Below are 25,548 nucleotides of genomic sequence, written 5' to 3' on the forward strand. Positions count from 1 at the left end.
GACTAACCAATTATTACTTTTGTTCTAGTATTCAGTAAGTATTGCCTATATAATTTACCTTATAACTCTAATAATTCTATTAATTTCAAGGAGATTGAGGCATATGTCAGTTCGAAAAAAACTTAATATTGGCTTTATTTTAATCGGGATGGTGCTTTTATTTTCAATCGGATTTGCAACCGTTCAGTTTTCCCGGATTGGTGATGAAGTTTCCAAAGCAGTCGATGTACAAATGGCACAGGTTCAGCGGATTAATGCTATCCAGCAACATATACTGTCGCAAGGCATCTATGCTCGTGCCTATGCAGTAGATCCTTCTCAAAATAACTTGGATTCACTAAACAACCATACAACAAGCCTCGTCCAGCTCATCGAGGAAGTGCAGAGCAAAAATATATCAGCGGATGCTGCACCGATTATTAATAACTTAAAAGACCAATCAGAAATTATTGCCGAACAAATGGATAGAGTGATTTCATCTGTACAGACACGTGATATTTCAGCCGCGCTATCAGTGGTGAATGGTGACTATACATATACGAGCAATTTCACAAGCGAGCTTGCCGGGAAAGTGGAACAAATTGAAAACACCGAACTTGATAAAGTTGTGAATAATACGAAAAACATGATTTCACTATCGATGATATTATCAGTTATATTCATTATTATTGCGCTCCTTGTTATAGCTTCCTACATGATTTACACGAAATATGGTATTACACTGCGCCTCCAGTCAATTACAAAAGATTTGGAACACATGGCTGGCGGGGATATTAAAGTTTCCCACAAACCAGTTCGCACAAAAGATGAATTTGGTATGCTGTCGAATGCTTTTATTTCATTGCAGTGTAATTTCGAGGAATTGTTAGTAAGCATTCAGCATAACGCAAATCAGCTTAGCAATTCGGCGGATGCACTTATGAAAAACAGTGAGACGATTTCATCGGAAACAGCTCATATTAATGAACTGACTGAGCATACTGCACAGACCGCCGCAACGATGACAATTGGGGCAAACGAAAGTGCCCTTGCTGTAGATGAGACGGCACAGGGAATTAATTCGATTGCCCGCTCAACACAAGAATTGCATAGTGGTGCTGTTACATTGACCCAGTTTGCTAATGACGGGGTAAAAATTATTGACGAAGCGATGCAGCAAATGGAAACAGTATATGCATCGACTCAATCGATTTCCAGCCTTTCAAACGTATTAATTGAACAGTCAGGACAAATTAGTACAATTACGAAAGCCATTACTGATATAGCGGATCAGACGAATCTGCTTGCCTTGAATGCTGCCATTGAAGCGGCTAGAGCTGGTGAACATGGGAAAGGCTTTGCTGTAGTCGCAGATGAAGTTCGCAAACTCGCAGAGCAATCCAAAAAGTCCGCAAATGAAATTGTCCATTTAACTGAAACTATTCAGTACAATTCTCAAAATGTTGGCGAAGCGGTGGAAAGCAGTCTCAAGTGTGCAAATGATGGTGTTGTTGTCATCGATCGTGCCGGTCAGTCATTTCACACGATTACCGAAAATATTTACAATATAACGGAGCGTGTAGAACATATTTCTGCTACATCACAGCAAATTTCAGCAAGCTCAGAAGAAGTTGCGGCTTCAGTCATCGAAATTTCGCAAGGTACAGAAAAAACGATGGCGGATGTAGCGCAAGTAGCAAATGCGACACAACTTCAAACTGAAATTGTCGATGAAATGGAAGAGCTTTCTAAACGTTTAGCGAATCAGGCAAAACAGCTGCAACAAAGTATGGATAAATTTACATTGTAAAAGGAATTGACTTAAAACGCCTTCACTTTAACGGTTTATAATTGTTGAAGTGGAGGTTTTTAGATTTTCATCGAGTATTTTGACCATATATATTAGAAAATTGATATTGTATACGCTGTTCTGGGTGTTCTTTCAAATGAAGCTAGCGGATGCGGATATTAGAATATTGAGAGGCTTTATTAGAAAATGTTGAGAGGATATTAATACATTTGGTGAGTTTATTTGAACATCTCGACCCGGTATTAGAAGATCAAAGCACTATATTAGAACTTCCCGCTTTTATTAGAACTTAATTTACTTTATTAGAACATTTAAGCACTATATGAGAAAACCGCTCACTCCCCGTCCCCCGACTCTTCCCGATAAAAACAAAAAACTCACAAGGGCATTCCACTACCCTTGCAAGCTATAGTTAAATTACTTCTTCATCCGTTTCAATTTCACGAATTTTATCTTTCGGCACGAATACTTCAATATGCCTTTTTAAATTTTGGAAAACAGCTGGTGCATCGCCGCCATATTCACCGTCCAGATTTAAATGCACTTCCTGATCAGATGATACGACAACACGACTAGCTTTTCTGTAAATGAGACGTTCGTCGGATAAATGCTCGCCACGCAATGCCAATGAAGCAATACGTATGAAATCCGCAATATTGCATTCCTTTAAAATCATAACAGTGAACAGTCCGTCATTGATCGATGCATCGGGTGCGATTTTTTCGAAACCGCCTACGGAATTTGTTAAGCCACATAAAAACATCATCGCTTTACCATCAAACTCTTCTTCATCCATTTGGATTTTCATATGAGTTGCTTTAATAGAAGGAATCATTTCAATTGCCTTCAAATAATACGCCATTTGTCCAAGTACCGTTTTCATTCTGCTCGGTACTTCGTATGTCAGCTCGGTGATACGCCCGCCTGCAGCAATGTTAATGAAGTAGCGGTCTTCATTCAATATACCGACATCGACAGGTATTGTATCCCCTGCAAGAATGATGTTTAGTGCTTCTTCAACATTTCGGGGAATACGAACAGCCCGTGCAAAGTCATTTGTCGTCCCCATTGGAATTAAACCAAGCTTTGGCCGTTTTTCGCATTGACTAACACCTGCCACTACTTCATTTAACGTCCCGTCTCCACCTACCGCAATTACAACATCAAATTCTCGTCTTACAGCTTCAATTGCAGCTTTTGTTGCATCACCTTCACCAGTCGTTGCATGACATGAAGTTTCATATCCTGCTATTTCGAGTTTCTCCAATACTTCCGGAAGATGTCTCTTAAATACTTCACGACCCGAAGTTGGGTTATATATAATTCTCGCTCTTTTCATATTGATCTCATCCTGATTAATTATATTTTTCATTCTGTCCAAAGTATACTGCTGTCTGTTTTAGAAAAGCAACAATAGTACCCGGGATATTCTCTTCAATAATACGCTTAAAATAGAAAAAAGTTCCTACTATATTATATAGTAAGAACTCGTAAAAGTAACAGGTTAAGTTAAATTATATTGCTGCCGCTACCTTATTTTTAAAATCTTCATATACATAGCTCCACAGCTTTGAATCGTTTACATATTGTCCGCGCATATTTTCGTATACCGCTTTTTGTGCGTCTTCAAATGTTGGATCTTCTTTATCCGGTAATGTTGCACGTAAATCGGTTACTAGCTGCTGTAATTGCGGTGCACGTGGGCCCCATGTTGTAATTACTTCTCCTGCTTCATTTAAAATCAAGTACATTGGAATAGCACGTCCACCATTCGTTAAATAACGATCAATCAAATCTGTATCCGCATCGCGTAATGCTGTACGAATTTCTACATCTGCTGCTTCTGCAACTTTGCGAATGATTGGATTGTTAATCATTGCATCCCCGCACCAGTCTTCAGTAATAGCTAAAATATGGACATTGGCATTTTTCAGCTTTTCAATAAAAGCTGTATCTTCCGGAAGCTCAAAGCTCTCATAAATAGCAAAGCTTTGTTCTTTTAATTGAGACATTGCATCCATATATTCATTCATGGATTTGCTCTCTTCAAAATATTGTTGTTCTGTTTTCATTTATATACCACCTTTCAAATGCTCTCTTCTATTTTGCATGTTTTCAAGAAAAAAAGAAAGTTTTATGTGTCAAAATTGTTACACAATAATACAATTCTAAATTTTCAAAACAAGGTACATAAAACAGCAGATTATTAATACTTTCGAGAATTTTATAACTATCTAATATTTTACCCAAATAATATTACCCTATAGTAAAATAATTAAAAATTTTCATAATTGTTTTACTTATTAGTATCTATAAAAAATTTCAAATGTAGTATATATTTCATACAAATATTCTGATATATTAAAATAACGCATCAAAAAATTATCAGAAAATTTAATTTACATGATTTTCTAGGAGGGGTATTTATGAAACGCAACAAAAAGGTCGCATTGACTGCTACAGCACTTTCATTATCTGCATTACTTGCAGCATGTGGAGGAGATGAAACTAAATCAACATCATCTGGAGATGGGGAAAAAGAATTAGATTTACTAATCACTTCTGAGCCACCTTCATTACATCCACAATTAGCTTCAGATACAACTTCTGGCGCAATTTTAGAAAATACTTTTGAAGGTTTAACAACATTGGTTGAAGGCGAGCCGGTTTTAGCTGCCGCTGAAGATTATAAAGTATCGGATGATCTTTTAACTTATACATTCACGTTACGTGACGCACAATGGTCAAATGGAGAAAAAGTTACAGCTGAAGATTTTGAATACGCATGGAAATGGGCATTAAACCCGGAAAATGCGTCTGAATATTCTACTATCCTTTACCCTATTAAAGGAGCAGAAGAATACAACAACGGTAAAGGTACTGCCGAAGATGTAGCGATTAAAGCTATCGATGAAAAAACATTGGAAGTAACGTTAAATGCTCCGACTCCATATTTCTTGGAATTAACAGCATTTAAAACGTTCTACCCAATCCATAAAGCAACAGCTGAAGCGGATCCAAAATGGTACACAGAAGCAGATACATATGTATCGAACGGTGCTTACAACTTATCTACTTGGAACCATTCAGGCGATATCGTTTTAGAGAAAAGCGATACTTACTGGGATACAGAAAATGTAGATATCGATACGGTAAACATTGCAATGGTTGAGTCTGAAACAACTCAAATGACAATGTTTGACGCTGGAGAAATTGATTTCTTAGGTGCTCCTTACGGGACAATTTCTCTTGATGCAATCGATCGCTTAAAATCTGAAGACAAATTAAACGTTTCTGATATGTCTTCTATTTACTGGTACAAGTTCAATACAGAAGATCCAGTAATGCAAAACGAAAACATTCGTAAAGCATTAGCATTGGCAATCGACCGTGAAGGCTTAATCAGTAATGTTGTAAAAGGCGAACAAGAACCTGCATTAGGTATCGTGCCAAACTCTGTAGAAGGCTTCGGCGAAGATGAAGGTTACTTCAAAGATGCTGATTTCGAAGAAGCGAAGAAATATTTAGAAGCTGGTCTGAAAGAATTAGGATTAGCAAATCCTGCTGATTTAGAAGTAAAAGTTTCATACAATACTTCTGAAGCACACTCTGCAATCGCACAATTCATCCAACAAGGATGGTCATCTAATTTAGGTATTACTGTTAAACTTGATAACTCAGAATGGCAAGTATACTTAGATAAAATTGGAAATGGCGATTACCAAATCGGTCGTCTTGGTTGGGGTGCTGACTACAATGATGCGTATACATTCCTAGAAATGTATAACTCTGCAGAGAACGGCAATAACCAAACTGGCTGGTCAAACGATGAATACACTGCATTATTAAATGAGTCGATCACTGAAACTGATCCGGACAAACGTACGGAAAAATTATTGGAAGCTGAAGCAGTAATTATGGAAGAAATGCCTGTAGCACCTATTTACTACAATACAAACTTAAATGTTGTATCTGACGAAGTAGAAAATATGGTTCCAGATGCTTTAGGTAACATTAATCTTAAATACGTTAAAATGAAGTAATTTTAACTATTTATTATTTACTCCAGCGATGGTCAAATTAATTGCAAAGTCATCGTAAACAGGGAGTGCCTCGAAATAAAATTTCGGGCACTCCCTTTCATAGTTTTATAGAATTTTCAAAATAGTATAAAAAGGAGGTACGGACATTGCTTAACTTTATCATTAAACGATTACTCTATATCGTACTTGCAATGTACTTAATTATTACAGCGACGTTCTTCCTAATGCAGCTTGCTCCAGGTAGCCCTTTCACGAGCGAACGTGAATTGCCGCCTGCCATCGAAGAACAGTTAAACGCGAAATATGGGTTGGATAATCCTTGGTATATCCAATATAAAGACTATTTAGTAGACACAATGACATTTGATTTTGGGGAGTCGATGAAATACAAAGGCCGTTCCACAAATGACATTATCGCAGAAAGCTTCCCTGTATCCCTTGCTTTAGGTCTTCAGGCGATGGTTTTAGCAATTGGTCTTGGTGTATTACTCGGCGTTGTATCGGCACTGTATCATAACCGCTTTGGAGATTATGCCGCGACAATTTTTGCAATTTTAGGGATTTCAGTTCCTTCCTTCATATTAGCCGGACTCTTGCAGTATTACCTGGCATTTGAAGCAGGCTGGTTCCCGGTAAGTGGCTGGAAAGGATTTGCCTATACAATATTACCTTCATTGGCAATTGCTGTTACCCATGCCGGATTTATTGCCAAACTTACTCGTTCTAGTATGTTGGAGCAAAACAATAGTGAGTATGTAAAGCTTGCTCGTGCAAAAGGTCTTGGAAAATGGACAATCGTGTTCAAGCACTCTTTACGTAATGCATTATTGCCGGTTGTAACGTATTTAGGTCCACTTTTTGCCGGTGTTATTACAGGTTCGTTCGTTATTGAACAGATTTTTGCGGTGCCAGGACTTGGCCGCCATTTCGTAACAAGTATTACAAATCGTGACTATACGGTAATTATGGGTACGACTGTGTTCTATTCATTAATTTTATTACTGGCTGTATTAATCGTAGACATTTTATACAGTGTCATCGATCCACGTATTAAATTGAAAGGAGCGAAAAAATAATGGCTCAAAACGAACAGCAAATACCAAAAGTATCAGCTGACATGTTCGATGTTGTCGGTCGTTCAGAAAATACAGATGCCCTTTCTAAAAAGCAAGTATCTTATTGGAAAGAAGTATTTTATCGCTTCTCTCATAACAAGTTAGCTGTACTCGGGTTAATCCTTCTTATTATAATTGCAGGATTTGCAATTTTTGCGCCGGTGTTCTCTTCTTATACATATGAACAGAATGTAGGTTTATATAATACCGCTCCTTCTGCAACACATTGGTTTGGTACGGATGACCTTGCGCGTGATATTTTCGTCCGTGCATGGGAAGGCGCTCGAATTTCATTATTCATCGGTATTACTGCCGCTGTAATTGATTTGATTATCGGTGTTTTATGGGGAAGTATCGCAGGTTTAGCAGGTGGTCGTGTCGATAATATTATGATGCGTATCGCAGACGTATTGACGGCAATCCCTTATCTATTAGTAGTAATTATTTTATTGGTAATTATGGAACCTGGTTTAATTCCTATGATTATCGCCCTTTCCATTACAGGTTGGGTAAACATGGCGCGTATTGTACGAAGTGAAGTACTGAAAATTAAAAATCAGGAATACGTACTTGCTGCTCGTACATTAGGCGCAAATCAATGGCACATCATTAAACGTCACTTAATCCCAAATGCAATGGGTGCTATTTTAGTAACAATGACAATGACTATTCCAAGTGCAATTTTCACAGAGAGTTTCTTAAGCTACTTAGGTTTAGGGGTTCAGGCTCCTTTAGCCAGCTGGGGTACGATGGCCTCTGAAGGTTTCAAAGCACTTCAATCTGCACCATGGCGATTATTGTTCCCTGCAGCTTTAATCTCAATTACAATATTCGCATTTAACGCAGTTGGGGACGGCTTACGTGACGCACTTGATCCGAAATTACGTAAATAAGGAGAGTGTACGCAATGAAGAAAAAAGTATTAGAAGTAAACGACTTACGTATTAATTTCAAAACGTACGCTGGTGTCGTACAAGCCGTACGCGGAGTAAGCTTTGAATTATACGAGGGCGAAACATTAGCAATCGTTGGGGAATCCGGTTCTGGAAAATCCGTAACGAGTAACGCACTGATGAAGTTAATTCCTCAGCCACCAGGTATTTATGCCGGTGGTGAGATTAACTTCAACGGTCGCAATATTATTCCTTTATCTGAGAAAGAAATGATGAAAGTTCGCGGAAATGATATTTCAATGATTTTCCAAGATCCAATGACTGCATTAAATCCAACAATGCGTATCGGCGCACAGATTACTGAAGTACTTCTAAAGCATAAAAAAGTTACAAATAAGGATGAAGCAAAAAAACGTGCGGTTGAGTTACTTGACCAAGTAGGGATCCCTTTCCCCGAAAAACGTTATAAAGCTTACCCTCACGAACTGTCGGGTGGGATGCGCCAACGTGTTGTTATTGCGATCGCTCTTGCAGCAGATCCAAAACTATTAATTGCCGACGAGCCGACAACAGCATTAGACGTAACGATACAGGCACAAATTTTAGAGTTGATGAAAGAGCTTCAAAAGAAATCGAATACATCGATTATTTTCATTACCCATGATTTAGGTGTTGTAGCAAATGTTGCGGACCGTGTTGCGGTCATGTATGCAGGTCAAATCGTTGAGTATGGTACTGTGGAAGATATTTTTTACAATCCACAGCACCCATATACTTGGGGACTACTTGGCTCTATGCCGGACTTAAACAACTCTACAGATGAGCTGTTAATGGCCATTCCGGGTTCACCGCCAAACTTAATCGATCCACCGAAAGGCGATGCATTTGCCCCTCGTAATGAGTTTGCAATGAAAATCGATTTCGAGATGGAACCGCCAATGTTTAAAGTGTCGGATACACATTACGCTAAAACATGGCTACTGCATCCTGATGCACCAAAAATGCCTGTTCCTGATGCGGTAGCACGCCGTATTAAAGGCTATCAACAGGAGGGCATGTAATTATGGCAAATAAAATATTAGAAGTACAAGGCTTAAAACAATATTTTGGCACTGCTAAACAGCCGATTAAAGCGATCGATGGCATCTCCTTTGATGTGTATGAAGGCGAAACATTAGGTCTAGTTGGAGAATCAGGCTGCGGTAAATCAACAACTGGTCGTTCTATTATCCGCCTTTACGATATTACAGAAGGTCAAATTACCTTTAAAGGCAAAAACATATCAGAAATGAAGTCTCGAAAAGAATTGATGCAATTCAACCGTGAAATGCAAATGATTTTCCAGGACCCTTATGCGAGTTTAAATCCTCGTATGACGGCCGGCGAATTAATTGCGGAAGGCTTTGACATCCATGGTCTGTATAAAAATAAAAAAGAGCGCCAAGCCCGTATTGGTGAACTGCTTGAAGCAGTTGGACTGACACGCGAGCATGCAAACCGTTATGCCCATGAGTTTTCTGGTGGTCAGCGTCAACGTATCGGTATTGCCCGTGCGCTTAGTTTAGACCCAAGCTTCATTATTGCAGATGAGCCGATTTCTGCGCTTGATGTTTCTATCCAAGCACAGGTAGTAAACTTACTGAAGCAACTACAAAAAGAACGTGGGCTAACTTATTTATTCATCGCCCATGATTTATCGATGGTAAAATATATATCAGACCGAATCGCGGTTATGTATCGCGGAAAAATATTAGAACTTGGTAGTGCGGATGAGATTTACAACAACCCAATCCATCCTTATACAAAGTCTCTATTATCTGCAGTTCCTCAGCCAGATCCGGCTTATGAACGTAACCGTACACGTATCCCGTACAAACATGTTGAACATGATCCGGCAGCTAAAGTAATCGAAGCCCGCCCTGGTCATTTCGTCTTTGGCACAGATGCACAAGTAAGAGAATGGGCTAAATAGAAGAACAAAATAAAAACTCCTTCACGAGGCAATGTGAAGGAGTTCTTTCTATTATATAAGGAAATTTCCAATGACTATTACTTAATAATTAAAATGCTTCTGATGTTGTTTTCGCTTGCATATGCAATGTTAAATAATCTGGTCCGCCTGCTTTAGAGTCAGTACCTGACATGTTGAAGCCGCCAAATGGTTGGTAACCAACGATTGCACCTGTACAGCCGCGGTTGAAATAAAGGTTTCCAACATGGAACTCTTCGCGAGCATACTCTAAGTTCATACGGTCGTTTGTAATAACAGCACCTGTTAATCCGTATTCAGTATTGTTTGCGATTTCAATCGCTTCTTCAAATGAATCTGCTTTTGTAATCGCTACAACTGGACCGAAGATTTCTTCTTTCATAATACGCGCTTCCGGATCTACATCGGCAAATACTGTCGGGTGTACGAAGTAACCAACAGAATCATCTGCAGTACCACCAGCAACTAGACGGCCTTCTGTTTTACCGATTTCAATATACTCACTGATTTTTTTGAATGCTGCCGAATCGATTACTGTTGCCATAAAGTTGTTATTGTCTGAAGGGTCACCAATTGTTAATGATTTCGTTAACTCTTCCACACGGTTTACAACTTGATCATATACATCTTTTACGATTACTACACGTGAACATGCTGAACACTTTTGTCCTGAGAAACCGAAAGCTGATTTTACGATGGACTGTGCAGCTAACTCTAAATCTGCATCCTTATCAACAACGATTGTATCTTTACCACCCATTTCAGCGATGACACGTTTAATCCAAATTTGACCTGGACTTAATTTTGATGCGCGTTCGTTAATACGTAAGCCGACATCACGAGAACCTGTAAAACTGATGAAGCGTGTTTTCGGGTGGTCTACTAAGTAGTCCCCTACTTCTGCTCCACTACCAGGTACGAAGTTTACTACGCCTTTTGGTAAACCTGCTTCTTCAAGCACTTCAATAAATTTATAAGCGACAACCGGTGTAGTTGATGCTGGTTTTAATAATACTGTGTTACCAGTAACAACAGCTGCAACAGTTGTACCTGCCATAATAGCGAACGGGAAGTTCCAAGGAGAAATAACAATCCCTACCCCTAGTGGAATATAGTCATAACGGTTGTATTCATTCGGACGGCTTTCTACTTTACGACCATCTTTCATTTCCAGCATTTGACGGCCATAGTATTCTAAAAAGTCGATTGCTTCTGCAGTATCTGCATCCGCTTCATTCCAAGGCTTACCTGCTTCTTTCGTCAACCATGCAGAAAACTCATGCTTGCGGCGGCGGATAATTGTCGCTGCTTTGAATAATACGTCTGCACGAATTTCAGGTTTAACTTTTTTCCATGACTTGAATGCTTTATCTGCTTCTTGCATTGCTTTTTCAGCCAAGTCTTTTGAAGCTTTTGAAACAGAGCCAATCACTTCTGTTTTCTTTGCCGGGTTATATGATACAATTTTTTCTTCTGTCGTAATACGTTCGCCACCGATAATTAGAGGATAGTCGGCACCAAGCTGTGATTCTACTTTTTTAAGAGCTTCCAAATAAGCTTGCTTGTTTTCTTCTACCGAGAAATCTGTAAATGGTTCATGTTTATAGTTAATCATTTATCATTACCTCCGATATTAAGTGCAATATATTTTTGCATCATATTATGTTACTTAATTTGAATTATGCAATATAATAATGCTTAAATCAATTATTTTTTCTAAATTACGCAAATTATCTCATTTTGACATTCCCATGCTAAAATAAAATGGAGGGGGTTACACCGTATGAATCAACTAGATGACTCTAGTGTTTTTGAATTTATGATTGAAAAAATAGAAACCGGTCTTTGCGCTATTGACGAAAATGGACGAGTCATCGTTTACAACAAAAAAATGCGCGAACTTACTGGTGAATCACTTGAACAAATTACACAGCGCTTTTTATCACAGTCACTTGACTTTAACTTGGAGCAAAATATGCTGCAAAAAGTTTTAGCTTCGGGTCAAAGTTTCAAACATATTAAGCAAACGTTCTGGAATGCCCATGGTGAAGAAGTGACAATGATGAACGACTATTATCCATATACCCTTAATGACGGTACGAAAATCGCTATTCAATTTTCCCGCGATATTACACAGCAGGAATTTTTGATGGACCGTCCTCTAAGTCGTTACGGTGCTCCATTAACTTTTGATATTATTACTGCTGTTTCAAAATCAATGAAGCAAGTAATTCAGCAAGCTAAAATTGCCGCACTCGGTCGAATTCCGGTTATGCTTGTCGGTGAATCCGGAACAGGGAAAGATATGATTGCAGAAGGTATTCATCATGAGCTTGCTGAAAAAAACGAACGCTTCATCACACTTATTTGCCGACGCAATGAAAAAACATTGCTCAATCAAATAGAAAAATATATTGCCGAGGAAAAAAACTATACGTTTTTTGCCGAGCGGATTGAATTTTTATCAGATGAAGCACAGAACCGCATCGTGGAGCTTCTGGAAAAACATACCGAACGTAACCATGTCTTCATTGCAAGTATTGGTGAAGATCCGATTGACTTAATCCAGAAAGGCCATCTGTCCAAAAACCTGTATTACTTATTTTCGAACTTAACAATACAAGTACCCGCACTCCGGGAGCGCCGTGAAGATATTAAGCCCTTCGTGGACGATTATTTTGCTCGCCGACGCATTGCTTATGGCAGCTCAGTTAAAGGATTAGCACCTGAAATCGAGGAAATTTTCCAGAACTACGACTGGCCTGGAAATTTAAAAGAACTTGAAGTTTTACTGGATGATATTAGTGCCTTACTAACAACAGAAGAATATGTGGAACTTATACATATCCCTGCATACTTCAAGTGGAAGCTCCAGCAAGCAGAGCCAACTGCCTCTGAACAGCAAAAATTATTCGATTTCTCCGAACAGACATTGCAGCCTCTTGATGAATATATGCGTAAAGTTGAGGACTATTATATTTCACACGCCTTACAGCTGAATGATGGAAATATTTCGCAGACAGCTAAAGCATTGGGCATTCATCGTCAAGGTTTGCAATATCGTCTAAAACGCAAATAAAATTGGTAATATTTTGTATTAATTTCCATTTAAGAGACCCGCTACTAGTGGGTCTCTTTTCCATTTCCCTTAGTGCAATGTTTTATTGCATGTTTTATAAATCATGTTTTTTAGAGCATGTAAACGTTTTAAGAAAGTATTTCAGCAAAATTTTTTTACAGCAAAAACCGTTGCCATTTCTCGCTTTTCCTTCTAGCAAACACTAAACTTCTTAAAATTTGTTTCCTTTTTTGAATTTTTTGTTTTATACTCACGTCAATAACAATAAAATACTTTTTTAATCGCAGGGGGACTATTTAAAATGTCATTAAAAGATTTTTTTATCGCACTTTCAGAGAATCAAACATTAAATTCTGCAGCCCAAAAATACGGATTTAAGCTAGGGGCGCAAAGTGTCGTTGCAGGTACAAATATTGATGAAGTTATAGAAAGCATCAAGCATTTAAATGCACAGGGTATTTCTTGTACTGTCGATAATCTAGGGGAATTTGTGTTTGAGAAGTCAGCTGCGCTTGCTGCAAAAGAGCAAATTTTGGCAGTAATCGAACGCATTCACAGTGAAAACCTTGATGCACATATTTCTTTAAAACCATCTCAGTTGGGGTTGGATATTGATTTCGAGTTTAGCTATGAAAATTTGAAAGAGATCGTTGCATTGGCAAATGAATATCAGATTTTTGTTAATTTTGATATGGAAAACTATGCTCGTCTACACCCTTCATTTGAGCTATTGGAAAAGATCCATGCTGAATACGATAATGTCGGTACAGTTATTCAAGCATACTTTTTCGAGTCAGATGAAAATGTAGAACGCTTTAAAGATTACCGTTTACGTATTGTAAAAGGCGCTTACAAAGAAGATGAGTCTGTCGCTTACCAAAATAAAACCGATATCGACCGCAAGTTTATCGAGCAGATTGAATATCATTTACTACATGGCAAATTCACTTCGATTGCGACACATGATCACAATGTAATTAATCATGTAAAACAATTTGTCGATAAGCATAATATTCCTAATGATAAATTTGAGTTCCAAATGCTTTATGGCTTCCGCAAAGAAATGCAGTTGGGCCTCGCAAAGGAAGGGTATAACTTCTGTACGTATGTACCATTTGGTAATGATTGGTACGGCTATTTTATGCGTCGTTTGGCAGAACGTCCGCAAAATCTGACACTAGTTACAAAACAAGTATTTACGAAAAAGACAAATACAATTTTAGCTGTTGCAGCAGGTGCATTTTTAGCCGGACGTATGTCTAAAAAGTATAGATAAGTACAGAAGCGCCATATTTTATTGCGTTGACGACCATCTATTGCAACATGGTAAACTAGTCAAAAATTTATTATTAAGGGAGTTGTATTTATGTCAGATTACAGTTATCAGTTGTTGGCCATTATTATTTATATGATTGTGATGCTCGGCATTGGCTGGTATGCTTTCCGGAAAACTAGCAACCTGACAGACTATATGTTAGGCGGACGTGGTCTCGGTGCTGCAGTAACAGCATTAAGTGCCGGTGCAGCGGATATGTCGGGCTGGCTATTAATGGGGCTTCCAGGTGCAATCTATTTATCGGGTCTCGTGGAAGCTTGGATTGCAGTCGGTTTAACAGTCGGTGCATATTTAAACTGGTTACTTGTAGCACCTCGTTTACGTGTTTATACACAAGTAACAAAGGATTCTATCACGATTCCAAGTTATTTGGATAACCGTTTGCGTGACAACACGAAACTATTACGTATCGCATCGGGGATTATCATTTTAGTATTCTTTACATTCTATGTATCTTCCGGAATGGTATCAGGCGGTAAGTTTTTTGAGAGCTCATTCGGAATGGATTATCATACAGGTCTTTTATTCGTATCTGCAGTAGTTGTCGCTTACACTTTATTTGGCGGATTCCTGGCTGTTAGTTATACGGATGTTATTCAAGGACTTATTATGCTTATTACATTAATTGCGGTCCCTGTTTTCGGAATTTTCCTAACAGGCGGTATTGGGGAAACGGTCGATTCCATTAAAGCGGTAGATCCGGAAATGTTCAGCCTTCTTCCATCTACTGTGACAGCTGCGGCTATTATTTCTTCTCTTGCATGGGGGCTTGGCTACTTTGGTCAGCCACATATAATTGTGCGCTTTATGGCGATTTCATCTGTAAAAGAAACGAAAAGTGCACGCCGTATCGGTATTGGATGGATGATTTTCAGTTTACTAGGTGCGCTTGCAACAGCTTTGGTCGGTGTAGCATACTTCCAACAGCAAGGTACGGAATTAAAAGATCCGGAAACGGTATTTATCGTACTAGGACAAATTTTATTCCATCCGTTCATCGCAGGAATTGTACTTGCAGCAATTTTGGCAGCAGTTATGAGTACCATTTCATCACAATTAATCGTAACTTCTTCAGCACTGATTGAAGACATTTATAAAGCTTTATTCAACAAAACTGCGACAGATAAACATTACGTATTTTTAGGTCGTGTCGCTGTACTATTCGTATCTATCATTGCGGCAATTGTTGCATGGAATCCTGAAAGCACAATTTTAGGACTGGTAGCATTCGCATGGGCAGGTTTCGGTGCAGCATTCGGTCCAATCATTTTACTTTCCCTGTTCTGGCGCAAGCTTACTAACTACGGAGCACTTGCCGGCATGGTTGCCGGTGCCGCAGTTGCATTTGTTTGGGGTCGTACGGAAAGTTTAACAAGCATGCTTTATGAGATTGTACCTGGCTTTATCGCGTGTTTAGTCGTTGCAGTTGTAGTAAGTATGTTAACGTATAAACCAAATGCGGAAATCGAAGAAGAGTTCAATGAAACTCAGCGTATTTTAAAAGAAGAGCAATAGTAACAATAAAAACGGTATGATCTTTTATAAGATATACCGTTTTTTCAATATCCAGAAAAACTTTTGATGGAGGTTATTTTATGCAACTTGCACAACTATTCCCTTCCCTTAAGCAACATAGTACATACCCGACAGCCCATAATTCTGCAACTACAATTTTTTTTGATTCGCCTAATGCATGCTGGTATGAAATCGCCAAAAGTGAAATAACCGAACGAGATGCTCTATTGTTAAGGCATTTTTATCATGAATGTAGTGAGCGAACGGATCCGTGGTTACTATTATTGACACAAGGAGTTGTACCAAAGCCAGCTACTTACTCTTCTATTCGAATTTTACAATATCATATTAATAATGATGCCGCGCAATTAAAATACGCTATCGAACTTTTCTTTATGCATGATGCTTATCTTCTTGAAGTTTCTCCTACTACTTTCTGGATTATTTTGTTTAAAAATTATTCACGGGAAGAACTGGAAGGCTTTATTGCTATACTGGAAAATGATTTTTATTTGCATGGACAACTTTTCATAGGTCAAATGCTGCCAGTTTCCGAGATGCTTCACCAATCTTTCTCATCAGAGCAAAAAATGTTTCAGACTATTTTAGAACGGCAACATCAAACTATTTATACATTTTCTGAAAGCTTCTTAACTTTATTGCCATTACACTTGACTATGCCGTTGCAACAATATTTGCAGCATACGCTGTTCAATAATTTAAATGATGAAATGATTACTACCATTACAACGCTATTTTCCCATAATGGAAACATGTCCTCAGCCGCTAAAGAATTACATATACACCGCAACACGTTGTTGTATCGAACACAACGTTATTTTGAAGAAACATCATTGGACTTAAAGCGCAGTGACGATCTGCTAATAGCTTATTTAGCAGCTCAATTGAATAAACTGACAAAATATCCCTGAAAATTTTAAGCACATTGCACAAAGGCATTCCCCTCTTAATCTTTTATAATATGAAAAAAGGGGGACTGGTTTTTTATGTTAGATTTTGATCATCTTGTAAAACGTTATCCCGATGGCTATGTAGCTGTTGAAAATTTTCATTTAAAGGTTGAACCTGGTGAATTTCTTGTACTTGTTGGTCCGTCAGGCTGCGGAAAATCTACGACATTGCGTATGGTCGCAGGACTTGAAACGATTTCTGAAGGCGAATTGCGCATCGAGGGTAAACGAGTGAATGAAGTTGAACCAAAAGACCGCGATATTGCAATGGTTTTCCAAAACTATGCTCTATACCCGCATATGAATGTGTACGATAATATGGCTTTTGGCTTGAAGCTGCGGAAATTCTCGAAAGATCAAATTGATAAAAAAGTACGTGAGGCTGCTGCAATTTTAGGGTTATCGGATCTATTGGACAAGAAGCCAAAATCACTTTCCGGTGGCCAACGTCAGCGTGTTGCACTTGGCCGTGCCATTGTTCGTGATGCTAAGCTGTTTTTAATGGATGAACCGTTATCGAACTTGGATGCAAAACTTCGGGTACAAATGCGCTCTGAAATTACAAAGCTCCATTATCGTTTAAATACAACGACTATATATGTTACGCACGATCAAACGGAAGCGATGACGATGGCTACACGAATTGTTGTAATGAAGGATGGTGTCATTCAGCAAATCGGAACGCCGCGTGAAGTATATGATACACCTGAGAATGTATTTGTTGGCGGGTTTATTGGTTCACCAGCTATGAACTTCCTTCGCGGGAATGTCGTAGGGGAATATTTTGAAATTGCCAGCGAAAAAGTTCGCATTCCCGAAGAAAAATTAAAAGTATTAAAAGCACAAAATTATACGGACCGGGAAATTATTTTAGGTATCCGTCCTGAAGATATACATGACGGCAATAAACAAGACTCGAGCAGTGTTGTTAAAACTAAAGTGCAAGTAAGCGAATTAACCGGTGCAGAAATGATTGTTTATGCATCAATTGATGACCAGCAATTTGTAGGCAAAATACACGCAGATGCAGATGTAGCTATGGGTCAGGAGCTTTCCCTTAACTTCAACTTAGCTAAGGCACACTTTTTTGATCCGGCAACTGAAATGCGGATTCGCTGATTAGTAAATAGTTAGAAAAAGCAGTCAGAGAAAATTCTGACTGCTTCTTTTTATATTTTATAGCAACGCTGCACCTATCAGTCCGGCATTGCCTTTATTTAAGCTTGCTTGCACTCTGCCTTTTTTATGTTCAAAGAATGGCAGGCTGAAATACTGATCAACTAAACGGGAAATTTCATCCACAATTAGCGGATGATGATTCATAACTCCTCCGCCTAGTACAACAACTTGCGGATCTACTAATAGGATGAAACTATGAATTTTCTGAGCGATTTCTTGCTGCCATTCATGGATGAGCGGCACAATACGTTCATCATTTTCATAGTAGCGGTCAAAAAATTGCTGTAATTTGCCTTCTTCATTTGTTTGCTGCTGTAATGTGTTTAATAAACCGGGTCCAGCACATACTTCTTCAAAATAGGCACCGGAGCCTGTTATTGAAAAACCGATTTCTCCGGGAATTCCGGCCCCTCTTAAAAATTTTCCCTCATGGATGATACAGCAGGCAATTCCTGTGCTAATCGTGACATATATAAATGTTTCTTTCTCAAAGTGACGTACTTTGTATTCTCCATTTGCTGCAGTCATCATATCCGTTTCCATAAAAACCTCAGCTTTCGGAAATGTCGTTTGAAGTCTCTGGACGAGCGGAAAATTACGCCACGGCAAGTTTTGCTGAAAAACTACAAGCCCCTGCTTTAAATCTAAAATTCCCGGTAAACCAACCGCTACTTTTATAACATCCCCTTCTTCACCTTCCAGAAGCTTATGAAAACCTGAAATAATCGCCTCAAATAATGATTCAGACTGCTGGGGACTGTTAACTTCCATTTGCTTTATTAATATTTCCGGCTGTTCTTGCTTCGATAAAGCAAGTGCTAATTTTGTCCCACCGATATCAGCACTTAAAATCCACATTTACTCCACCTGCTTTACAAAAATTCCGTAGTCTTTCCAAATTGTATAGCCTAGCTTCTCATAAAAGGCGATTAAATCCGTCCAATCAATAAAGAACGTCTCTTTACCACGTTGCTGCAAATAATATTCTGCAGCTTCGATAACAGCTCGCCCTAAGCCATACTTTCTATAATCTTCATTTACCCCAAGTGGACCAATGCCACCTAATCGCTCAAACTTCTCTGCCCAATTATAGTTTGGCCCCTTCACAGCACTATGTTCATCATTTATACGACAGAAGCCCACTATCTTGCCCTCCCATTTCACAACGACATAATCTCTCCCTGTACCTCCATGAGCGAAATAATCATGCGCTTCAAAAGTCCACCGCCCAGGGAATGACTGAGCCATAAAATCAATGAGTTGCTGTTGTTCTTCTTTTTCTAGTAAAACAAATTGAACATTCTTTTTTTCAGGCAGTAATAATGGTTCTGTTACGGTTTTTGTGAAGTCTACACTTTCAACAACTCGTTTAAAGCCAAACTTCTCTGCAAACGCAACACCCTCCCGGTGATCAAGCGGGACTCCGCATAATAAGTGTCCTAAATCTCCGCCAAGCTGAATTTTCTTTATGCCGTTATTGAGAAGGGCCTGTTCTGCATAACGGTATAATTCGCTTCCAATTTTTTGCTGACGGTAATCCGGGTGCACAAGCAGCATTTGAATCCAGCCATGCTCCTTATTTAAAGAAACACCATGTGTTTCAAGCCACACTTTTGCAATGACGATACCGGCAATTTCCCCGTCTATTTCCTTTATCGCACTTCCTTCATGTAAAACATAAGGTGATTGCCAACTATTTTGCTCAAGCAAGCGATCTGATAACTTAAAGTCAGGTAGACAAATATTCCATAAGTCTACTACGTCCTTGTGAGATTCTTTTGTTACTGGCTTTAGCATCCTATTCCCCCCAAAATGTTTCTTCCATTCGACGTAACGGATCGTCAATAAAGGCTTCATCCCATTCTACAACCAGACCTTGCTCTATTAACTGCGGTCTTATTTGCTCATATGAAATATCCTGAACGGCCTTCCCTTCCTGTAGCGCAATTGCCGCTACAGTACCTGCCCCTTGCCCAAGCATCATAAATACCGGTTCCATCCGAATTGAACCATAAGCAATATGAGACGCACTTAGGCATACAGGAACAATTAAGTTCGTACAATGTTCCTTTTTCGGTAAAAGCGAGCGTAAATCGATCATAAATGGTTTTACTGGTACTTGGATATCACCTTCATTCATAACTCGCCCATTGATGACGATACGACGGCAATGATGTGAATCCATATGAAAAGATGCGATTGCAATAGGCTGTTCGCAAATTATACGTTGCAAGGCATTGTGTTCTGTCATGACATACTCGCCTCTCATTCGCCTTGCTTCCCTTATATACAGCTGGCGCGGCCAATTGCCTGTTTCGATAAACTCATCTGAAGCCAATCCCCACTGTCTTACTTCTTCCCGAATAACAAGCGGTACTTCTTCATCATTGACTAAAAAGTACAGTAACCCTGCAACATATGTTACGTGCTGCTGATACATTTTTTCTCTTACTTCATAATCCGCATCAGGGAAAGTATAATTCATCCCGATGTAATCCGTAGAAAATGCCCCATGATTATTTAAATCGGTCTTTCCATTCATCAAAGGTGTATGTAACTTCATCGCATCCCAATGCCCTGCCTTAATATAACGTAGGAGCAGTGCATAGTGATTGCGCTCATACCCGTTCGGTTTTGGGAACGGCACTTTTAGCTCCTTCGTTAAACACATCCGGAAATTATATGCTTGAATACGATGATCACCCGTACCATTTTGCTCTGTCACAGCCTCATCTGAAATACCATATAATAGCCCGCTTGCCGGATTGCCTTCTTCAATATACGGATCTATAAAACTTTCAAATTTATGATGCTGTGTACCAAATTGAACACCATTATAAATTTCCTTATAAACAGTGCTCGCTTCTCTTCCTACAATGTATTCGACCCCTGCATGCCCCAGCAGATCACCTTCGTAGCTTGCATCAATAAATTGCTTCGCTTCATAGGTTGTGCCGTCTGTCATAACGACCTGCTGAATTTGCTGGTCTTCACAAAGAACAGTTTCAATAAATTGCTCTGTTTGAACATCAATCTCATGTTCTTGTAACCAAGTTTTAAAAATATGTTCTGCTACATGTGGTTCGAACCGTACACATTTTTCAATTCCATAGTGTTGTGCGATTTCTTCATAAAATTGCATTGCTAAACCACCAATCGCCTGTTCAGCACCTAAATCGGTCGCCCCTAATCCACTTGTCGTCATCCCGCCGACAAAGCGGCTGCATTCAGCAATACGAACATCATGTCCCTTCTTTTTTAATGTAATGGCTGCTGTAATGCCTGCAGGTGTCGCCCCGTATATTAATACTTCCTGCTTATAATGCTGTTGTCTCTTTTCTTTTTTACGGTAATAATAAACCGATTCCCACATTTATAAAGCCTCCCAACGTAACTTCGTAGCCTGAACAACTCGCTGTAATGACTCAACATAATGTTGAAGCGGCTCTTCCAATTGCGCCTGTTGCAGTAAATGTTCCATCTTCTTCAATAATTCCAGTACATCAGGTATCGCTTCCGGGTTTTTTGCTTCTACAACACGGCTAGGAAAAAATATGGCATTATACTGGGTATTTTGCGCAAAAATCTGTTCAATTTCCTCAGCTAGCTGCTGCATTCCCGGTGACAGTAAATATGAAACAGTTTCTACGTCTTCCCAGAGCGACCGTGCAAATACGATATTGTTTAATTGCTGGTACTGCTGATAATCGTACTGCTTCATATGTGGCTGTGCCTTTGCGACTTTATGCAGTGGAACGACTAAATTGACCATACCGTCACAGCCGGCCTCTTTATAATTCTCTATGTCTGTCGCTATCCTTTTAAATAAAAGCGGGAAAAGTTCACTTAGCATAAAGTGGTCACTGTAATATTCAAATACCGTAAATTGTTTGTCTGTCGAACTGCGCCAGTCCATCAGGCTTTCCCATGCACGCTGATCTCGCTGTGAGGCATAACTGTGTGAATAATTACGTCCCCAATATGCATATAAAACATTTGCAGAACCCACCTGCTGCTCATTGCGTTCAAGCATTTCCCAGCTTAGGCCAGCATTATAGACAATATGCTCTACTTCAACCTGTAGCCCAGCTCCGGCTAATGCTTGCTGGAGTTTTTCAGTGAAGGCCATATATTGAGTTAAAAAGAGCTTTGCTTCTTCACCTTTTGCTCCTACATCTTCCGGCCATAGGGAGATCCGGCGAATAACAGGTTCTGCTTCACAATAAGACACGATTACATCAATGACATATTGTTGCGCTTTTTCATCCTGTAAAAAGTCCTGATTTTTTAGCGCATTGGCGGACGTAAATTCTGTTTCCTCACCTACTAAATCATTTACCGCCCCATCAGCAGCAGCCTTTCCGGAAACGCTAACTCCTTTTGCCTTTGCCAATAAATAACGTAAACTGTGCCCGCCTAACGTAACATCAATTCCACGCTTTTTAATTTCCGGTAAAAGTGCATGCTTTACTTCATCCCAGAGGAAAAATGTAAAGAACACTTCATTTAGTCCATTTTTTGTACCAACATCGAGCATGCTCTTTAAAAAAGGAATGTCATCGATTGTTTCAAATACATTTCCTCGACGTCTGAACTTCGGTTTTCCTTCATAGGTACTTGTTAGCCCCTGGATTGCGATTTTTCTTTCTTTTTCTAATTCCAGAAATATAAGCCCTTCTACTTTTTCGATCAATTTATATACCCCGTACAACAAAGCGCGGCTTGTATTCCCTCGAATCACATAATGATTTTCTGTTTGAACAATTTCAAATTCATCCCCATTCCGTGATGGATTGAATCGTTCCAACATGACTCGTTTATCTCCCGTATAAAAGCGTTCTAGTTCCTCAAATGCAAATTGTTCAATTTCATTTTTATAATCCGGTTGTATATTCATCTGCATCGATTCCTTTCATTAATTGCTCTCTGATTGAACGAAAAGGATACCCGTTATGAGTATCCTTTGAATTGTCTTATAGTTTTACTGCTTGCTTTCTGCTATTTGATTCATATGCTGCCAGTGCAATTTCTAAAGATTTCAAACCATCATAACCCGAAATAAGCGGTTGTTTTTGTTGTTGAATAGAATTTAGAAAGTCGACAATTAGATCAAAGTCGGTATCATTTCCGCTATATAAATGTGTGAGCGATTTATTGCCCTTCCCATATAATTGGAGCTTCTCGTTAAACACATCCACTTTTCGTGTTGCTTTCGTTCCGATTACTTCAATCATCACGTCACCCCATGTCGGAAATTCCGGGAACCGTGACCAGCTTGCATCATGTGAAGCAATCACTCCATTATCAAATACAATTGTCATAATTCCTGCGTCATCCGTATCAAGTTCGGTAAAATAGTTATTCGCAAATGCAGCAATTTCTATTGCTTCACTGTTCATATACCAGCGCATAATATCTACCATATGGACCGTATGATCCAATACCGCACCCCCACCTGCCAACTCCTCATCGACAAACCAGCCGCCCGGATTTTGCCCGCGATTGGTAGAGCGTATTGCAACGATCTCACCAAGTTCCCCAGCATCAATGGCTGCTTTCAAATCTCGGATCGGTGCGCTGTAGCGAACCGGATAAGCAATGGACAAATGCACACCGTTTTCTTTACAAACTTCTATCATCTCGTTTGCATCGTTAATATTCGTCGCAATCGGTTTCTCACACAAAATATGTTTTTTTGCCTTCGCTGCAGCATTCACCATTTCTTTATGGAACACATTTTCACTACAGATCAGCACAACATCAATATCCTCTGCCAAAAATTCATTCATATGTGCAAAAAACGGTACATCATACTGCTTACTCGCCTGTTCGCCCCGAGTCGTATCGGTATCATAAATAGCGGTTAATTTCGTGCCCGGTATCCGCTCGATTGCCGTTGCATAGCTTGTGGCATGAATGTGTGCAAAGCTCATAATCCCAATGTTCATTGCAGTTCACCTCGTTGCAGGAGCAGCCGTACAGCAGCAAGTTTTCCATCATAGGCATCATTCCATTGAATCGCATACTGAAGAACTGCATCAATATTTTTGAATAGGTTTCGATTGTTGTCACTGTCACTCGTCATTTGTAAACTATCAAACTCTGCAATATGCAAATGACTGCTCCATTCAAATTCAATACGGTCCTGACCCGTCCGATATTCTAAATGGGCCATGATCGATTCACCAAATTCACAAAGAACGATTGTATAATGATTTTCACCAATCTCATTCGAACGCACCGATACATTTCGAACATTTCCAAACCATTCCGATATGGCAAGGATATCCTCCTCAATATACGAGAAGTTATTCGTTGTTCTGCGCAGACGAAGAACGCCTTTTACCATATCATGTGCTTTCAACACTTGTTGTAATTGAATGGCAAATGAGTAGGACCATAAATCAAAATAAACGAAACCTAGTTTTTCTGAAGTTGAAAATGGCTTATATACGTCTACTTCAGGGTGGTGCAATATTGTTACGGTATTATGCTCTTCACTGTTTTCGTTTGTAAAGCGGTACAGCGGAGAATGCATGAGCAGCTGCCGGTCTTTTTCCAATACGATTTTCATTAGTAATCACCTACAATTTTATTTCTTGTTTTGTTGCAGCTGATTCATAAATCGCCGCCAACATTTTCGTCACTTCAACCCCGTCTTCCACCGTAGAAATGGGCTGCACATTATTCAGGCAGCACTCAACAAAGTGGTTAATCTCATTAATGAATGAACCAGTAAAATCAAAGCTCAACATATCGATTTGCGGGGTAATATTTATAATTGTTTCATGCTGCTCTTTTATAATGGCCAACTCCGGTTCTACTTCGGCTCCGCCATTTTCACCATAAAGTTTTACTGATACTTCATCTTGTTTTGCATGTAATGTAAAACTTACATCCACAAATAGGGAAGCACCATTTTCAAAGCGAATGAGCGCATTCGCAAGATCTTCCACATCATTGTGCTCGGCGTTATAATCAGCCGCTTTATAGAAAGATAAGTTTTCTATATGTGAGCGATTTCCCAATTTTTTATACGTATTCCCCGAAACTGAAACCGGTTTTGGTTTCCCCATTAAATACCAGCAAAGGTCGATCATATGCGTTCCTAAATCAATCAATGGCCCGCCGCCGGATTTTTTGATATCACTGAACCAGCCGCCCGGGTTCCCCAATCTGCGGATGCATGAAGCCTTCGCATAATAAATTTCCCCCAGTTCCCCTGCATCAATAAACTTTTTAAGAACGCCTACATTTGTCGCAAATCGACGTACGTAGCCAACTTGTAAAATCTTTTTCGATTCTTTTACCGCTGCTTCAACTGCATAGGCTTCATCAAGTGTTAAACTTAATGGTTTTTCAAGTAGAACATGCTTGTTTTGTTGGAGTGCCTGTATTGCAATTTCGGCATGGGAATTATTCCATGTGCAAATACTGATTGCATCAATTTCCTCGTTCGCAAGGAACTCACTCACTTTTAAATATAAATTGTTTACAAAGTATTTTTTTCCTAACGCATGTAGTCTTCGTTCATTACTATCACAAATTGCAACAATCTCTACATTGGGATGATCAAAATAAGGTTTTAAATGGAACTCGGAAATAGATCCTCCTCCAATTACACCAACCTTTAACATG

21 protein-coding genes are annotated in these 25,548 nt (G+C 39.2%); 11 read left to right on the plus strand and 10 right to left on the minus strand.

The genetic code is table 11. From position 1 onward, the window contains the following. Window positions 1–103 precede the first annotated feature (103 nt). On the plus strand, window positions 104–1,789 hold the full coding sequence (locus MHB58_RS18040) for a methyl-accepting chemotaxis protein (RefSeq protein WP_014822624.1): 1,686 nt from the start codon (window positions 104–106) through the stop codon (window positions 1,787–1,789). A 412-nt stretch (window positions 1,790–2,201) separates the two neighbouring features. Here the strand turns inward: MHB58_RS18040 and MHB58_RS18045 are convergent, their stop codons facing one another. Together MHB58_RS18045 and MHB58_RS18050 are read right to left on the minus strand one after the other, a co-directional pair. Next, complete coding sequence (locus MHB58_RS18045; RefSeq protein ID WP_014822623.1) at window positions 2,202–3,128, minus strand: diacylglycerol kinase; 927 nt, start codon at window positions 3,126–3,128, stop codon at window positions 2,202–2,204. 175 nt (window positions 3,129–3,303) lie between these two features. Next, window positions 3,304–3,861, minus strand: a complete 558-nt coding sequence (locus MHB58_RS18050) for a thioredoxin family protein (protein WP_014822622.1) — start codon at window positions 3,859–3,861, stop codon at window positions 3,304–3,306. Between the two features lie 354 nt (window positions 3,862–4,215). On the opposite strand from MHB58_RS18050, the gene MHB58_RS18055 reads away from it, so the two are divergent. The 5 genes from MHB58_RS18055 to MHB58_RS18075 all read left to right on the plus strand — a co-directional run bounded on the left by MHB58_RS18055 (window position 4,216) and on the right by MHB58_RS18075 (window position 9,812). After that, window positions 4,216–5,832 (plus strand): peptide ABC transporter substrate-binding protein, encoded by a 1,617-nt coding sequence (locus MHB58_RS18055; RefSeq protein WP_339263267.1) that lies wholly within the window; start codon window positions 4,216–4,218, stop codon window positions 5,830–5,832. 146 nt (window positions 5,833–5,978) lie between these two features. Then, entirely contained in the window at window positions 5,979–6,908 is a 930-nt protein-coding gene (locus MHB58_RS18060) for an ABC transporter permease (RefSeq protein WP_008405519.1), read from the plus strand. Then, on the plus strand, window positions 6,908–7,840 hold the full coding sequence (locus MHB58_RS18065; protein ID WP_008405516.1) for an ABC transporter permease: 933 nt from the start codon (window positions 6,908–6,910) through the stop codon (window positions 7,838–7,840). Before MHB58_RS18060 ends, MHB58_RS18065 begins: the two co-directional genes overlap by 1 nt. A 14-nt stretch (window positions 7,841–7,854) precedes the next feature. Further along, window positions 7,855–8,901 (plus strand): ABC transporter ATP-binding protein, encoded by a 1,047-nt coding sequence (locus tag MHB58_RS18070; protein ID WP_339263268.1) that lies wholly within the window; start codon window positions 7,855–7,857, stop codon window positions 8,899–8,901. Between the two features lie 2 nt (window positions 8,902–8,903). Next, window positions 8,904–9,812, plus strand: coding sequence for an ABC transporter ATP-binding protein (locus MHB58_RS18075; protein WP_340735768.1), 909 nt, complete (start codon window positions 8,904–8,906; stop codon window positions 9,810–9,812). Window positions 9,813–9,900: 88 nt separating this feature from the next. Here MHB58_RS18075 and pruA read toward each other — a convergent pair whose 3' ends face one another. After that, window positions 9,901–11,445 carry an L-glutamate gamma-semialdehyde dehydrogenase gene (gene pruA, locus MHB58_RS18080; RefSeq protein ID WP_340735769.1) on the minus strand — a complete coding sequence of 515 codons (1,545 nt, stop codon included), beginning with the start codon at window positions 11,443–11,445 and terminating at the stop codon, window positions 9,901–9,903. 168 nt (window positions 11,446–11,613) lie between these two features. Between pruA and MHB58_RS18085 the strand changes: the two genes are divergently transcribed. The 5 genes from MHB58_RS18085 (at window position 11,614) to MHB58_RS18105 (ending at window position 17,850) form a co-directional block, all read left to right on the plus strand. Further along, entirely contained in the window at window positions 11,614–12,909 is a 1,296-nt protein-coding gene (locus tag MHB58_RS18085; RefSeq protein ID WP_340735770.1) for a sigma 54-interacting transcriptional regulator, read from the plus strand. Window positions 12,910–13,210: 301 nt separating this feature from the next. Continuing rightward, window positions 13,211–14,185, plus strand: a complete 975-nt coding sequence (locus tag MHB58_RS18090; RefSeq protein WP_014822616.1) for a proline dehydrogenase family protein — start codon at window positions 13,211–13,213, stop codon at window positions 14,183–14,185. Window positions 14,186–14,275: 90 nt separating this feature from the next. Next, window positions 14,276–15,760, plus strand: coding sequence for a sodium/proline symporter PutP (gene putP, locus MHB58_RS18095; protein ID WP_340735771.1), 1,485 nt, complete (start codon window positions 14,276–14,278; stop codon window positions 15,758–15,760). Window positions 15,761–15,840: 80 nt separating this feature from the next. Next, window positions 15,841–16,692 (plus strand): PucR family transcriptional regulator, encoded by an 852-nt coding sequence (locus tag MHB58_RS18100; RefSeq protein ID WP_340735772.1) that lies wholly within the window; start codon window positions 15,841–15,843, stop codon window positions 16,690–16,692. Between the two features lie 75 nt (window positions 16,693–16,767). After that, window positions 16,768–17,850: an ABC transporter ATP-binding protein gene (locus MHB58_RS18105; RefSeq protein WP_340735773.1), complete on the plus strand. Its 1,083-nt coding sequence runs from the start codon at window positions 16,768–16,770 to the stop codon at window positions 17,848–17,850. Between the two features lie 57 nt (window positions 17,851–17,907). Here the strand turns inward: MHB58_RS18105 and MHB58_RS18110 are convergent, their stop codons facing one another. The 7 genes from MHB58_RS18110 to MHB58_RS18140 all read right to left on the minus strand — a co-directional run bounded on the left by MHB58_RS18110 (window position 17,908) and on the right by MHB58_RS18140 (window position 25,547). Then, window positions 17,908–18,768 carry an ROK family protein gene (locus MHB58_RS18110; protein ID WP_340735774.1) on the minus strand — a complete coding sequence of 287 codons (861 nt, stop codon included), beginning with the start codon at window positions 18,766–18,768 and terminating at the stop codon, window positions 17,908–17,910. Continuing rightward, on the minus strand, window positions 18,769–19,707 hold the full coding sequence (locus tag MHB58_RS18115) for a GNAT family N-acetyltransferase (RefSeq protein WP_340735775.1): 939 nt from the start codon (window positions 19,705–19,707) through the stop codon (window positions 18,769–18,771). Window position 19,708: 1 nt separating this feature from the next. After that, window positions 19,709–21,283 (minus strand): FAD-dependent oxidoreductase, encoded by a 1,575-nt coding sequence (locus MHB58_RS18120; protein WP_340735776.1) that lies wholly within the window; start codon window positions 21,281–21,283, stop codon window positions 19,709–19,711. Beyond that, the gene (locus MHB58_RS18125) at window positions 21,284–22,807 is read right to left on the minus strand and encodes a hypothetical protein (RefSeq protein ID WP_340735777.1); all 1,524 of its coding nucleotides are present in this window, start codon (window positions 22,805–22,807) and stop codon (window positions 21,284–21,286) included. 76 nt (window positions 22,808–22,883) lie between these two features. Continuing rightward, entirely contained in the window at window positions 22,884–23,858 is a 975-nt protein-coding gene (locus MHB58_RS18130; protein ID WP_340735778.1) for a Gfo/Idh/MocA family protein, read from the minus strand. Further along, a complete protein-coding gene (locus tag MHB58_RS18135; RefSeq protein ID WP_340735779.1) occupies window positions 23,855–24,484 on the minus strand; it encodes a peptide ABC transporter substrate-binding protein in 630 nt (209 codons plus the stop codon). Before MHB58_RS18135 ends, MHB58_RS18130 begins: the two co-directional genes overlap by 4 nt. A 10-nt stretch (window positions 24,485–24,494) precedes the next feature. Further along, window positions 24,495–25,547: a Gfo/Idh/MocA family protein gene (locus tag MHB58_RS18140; RefSeq protein WP_340735780.1), complete on the minus strand. Its 1,053-nt coding sequence runs from the start codon at window positions 25,545–25,547 to the stop codon at window positions 24,495–24,497. Window position 25,548 lies beyond the last annotated feature (1 nt).

Origin of the sequence: Solibacillus sp. FSL K6-1554, from assembly GCF_038005185.1 — a bacterium.
GTDB lineage: Bacteria > Bacillota > Bacilli > Bacillales_A > Planococcaceae > Solibacillus > Solibacillus silvestris.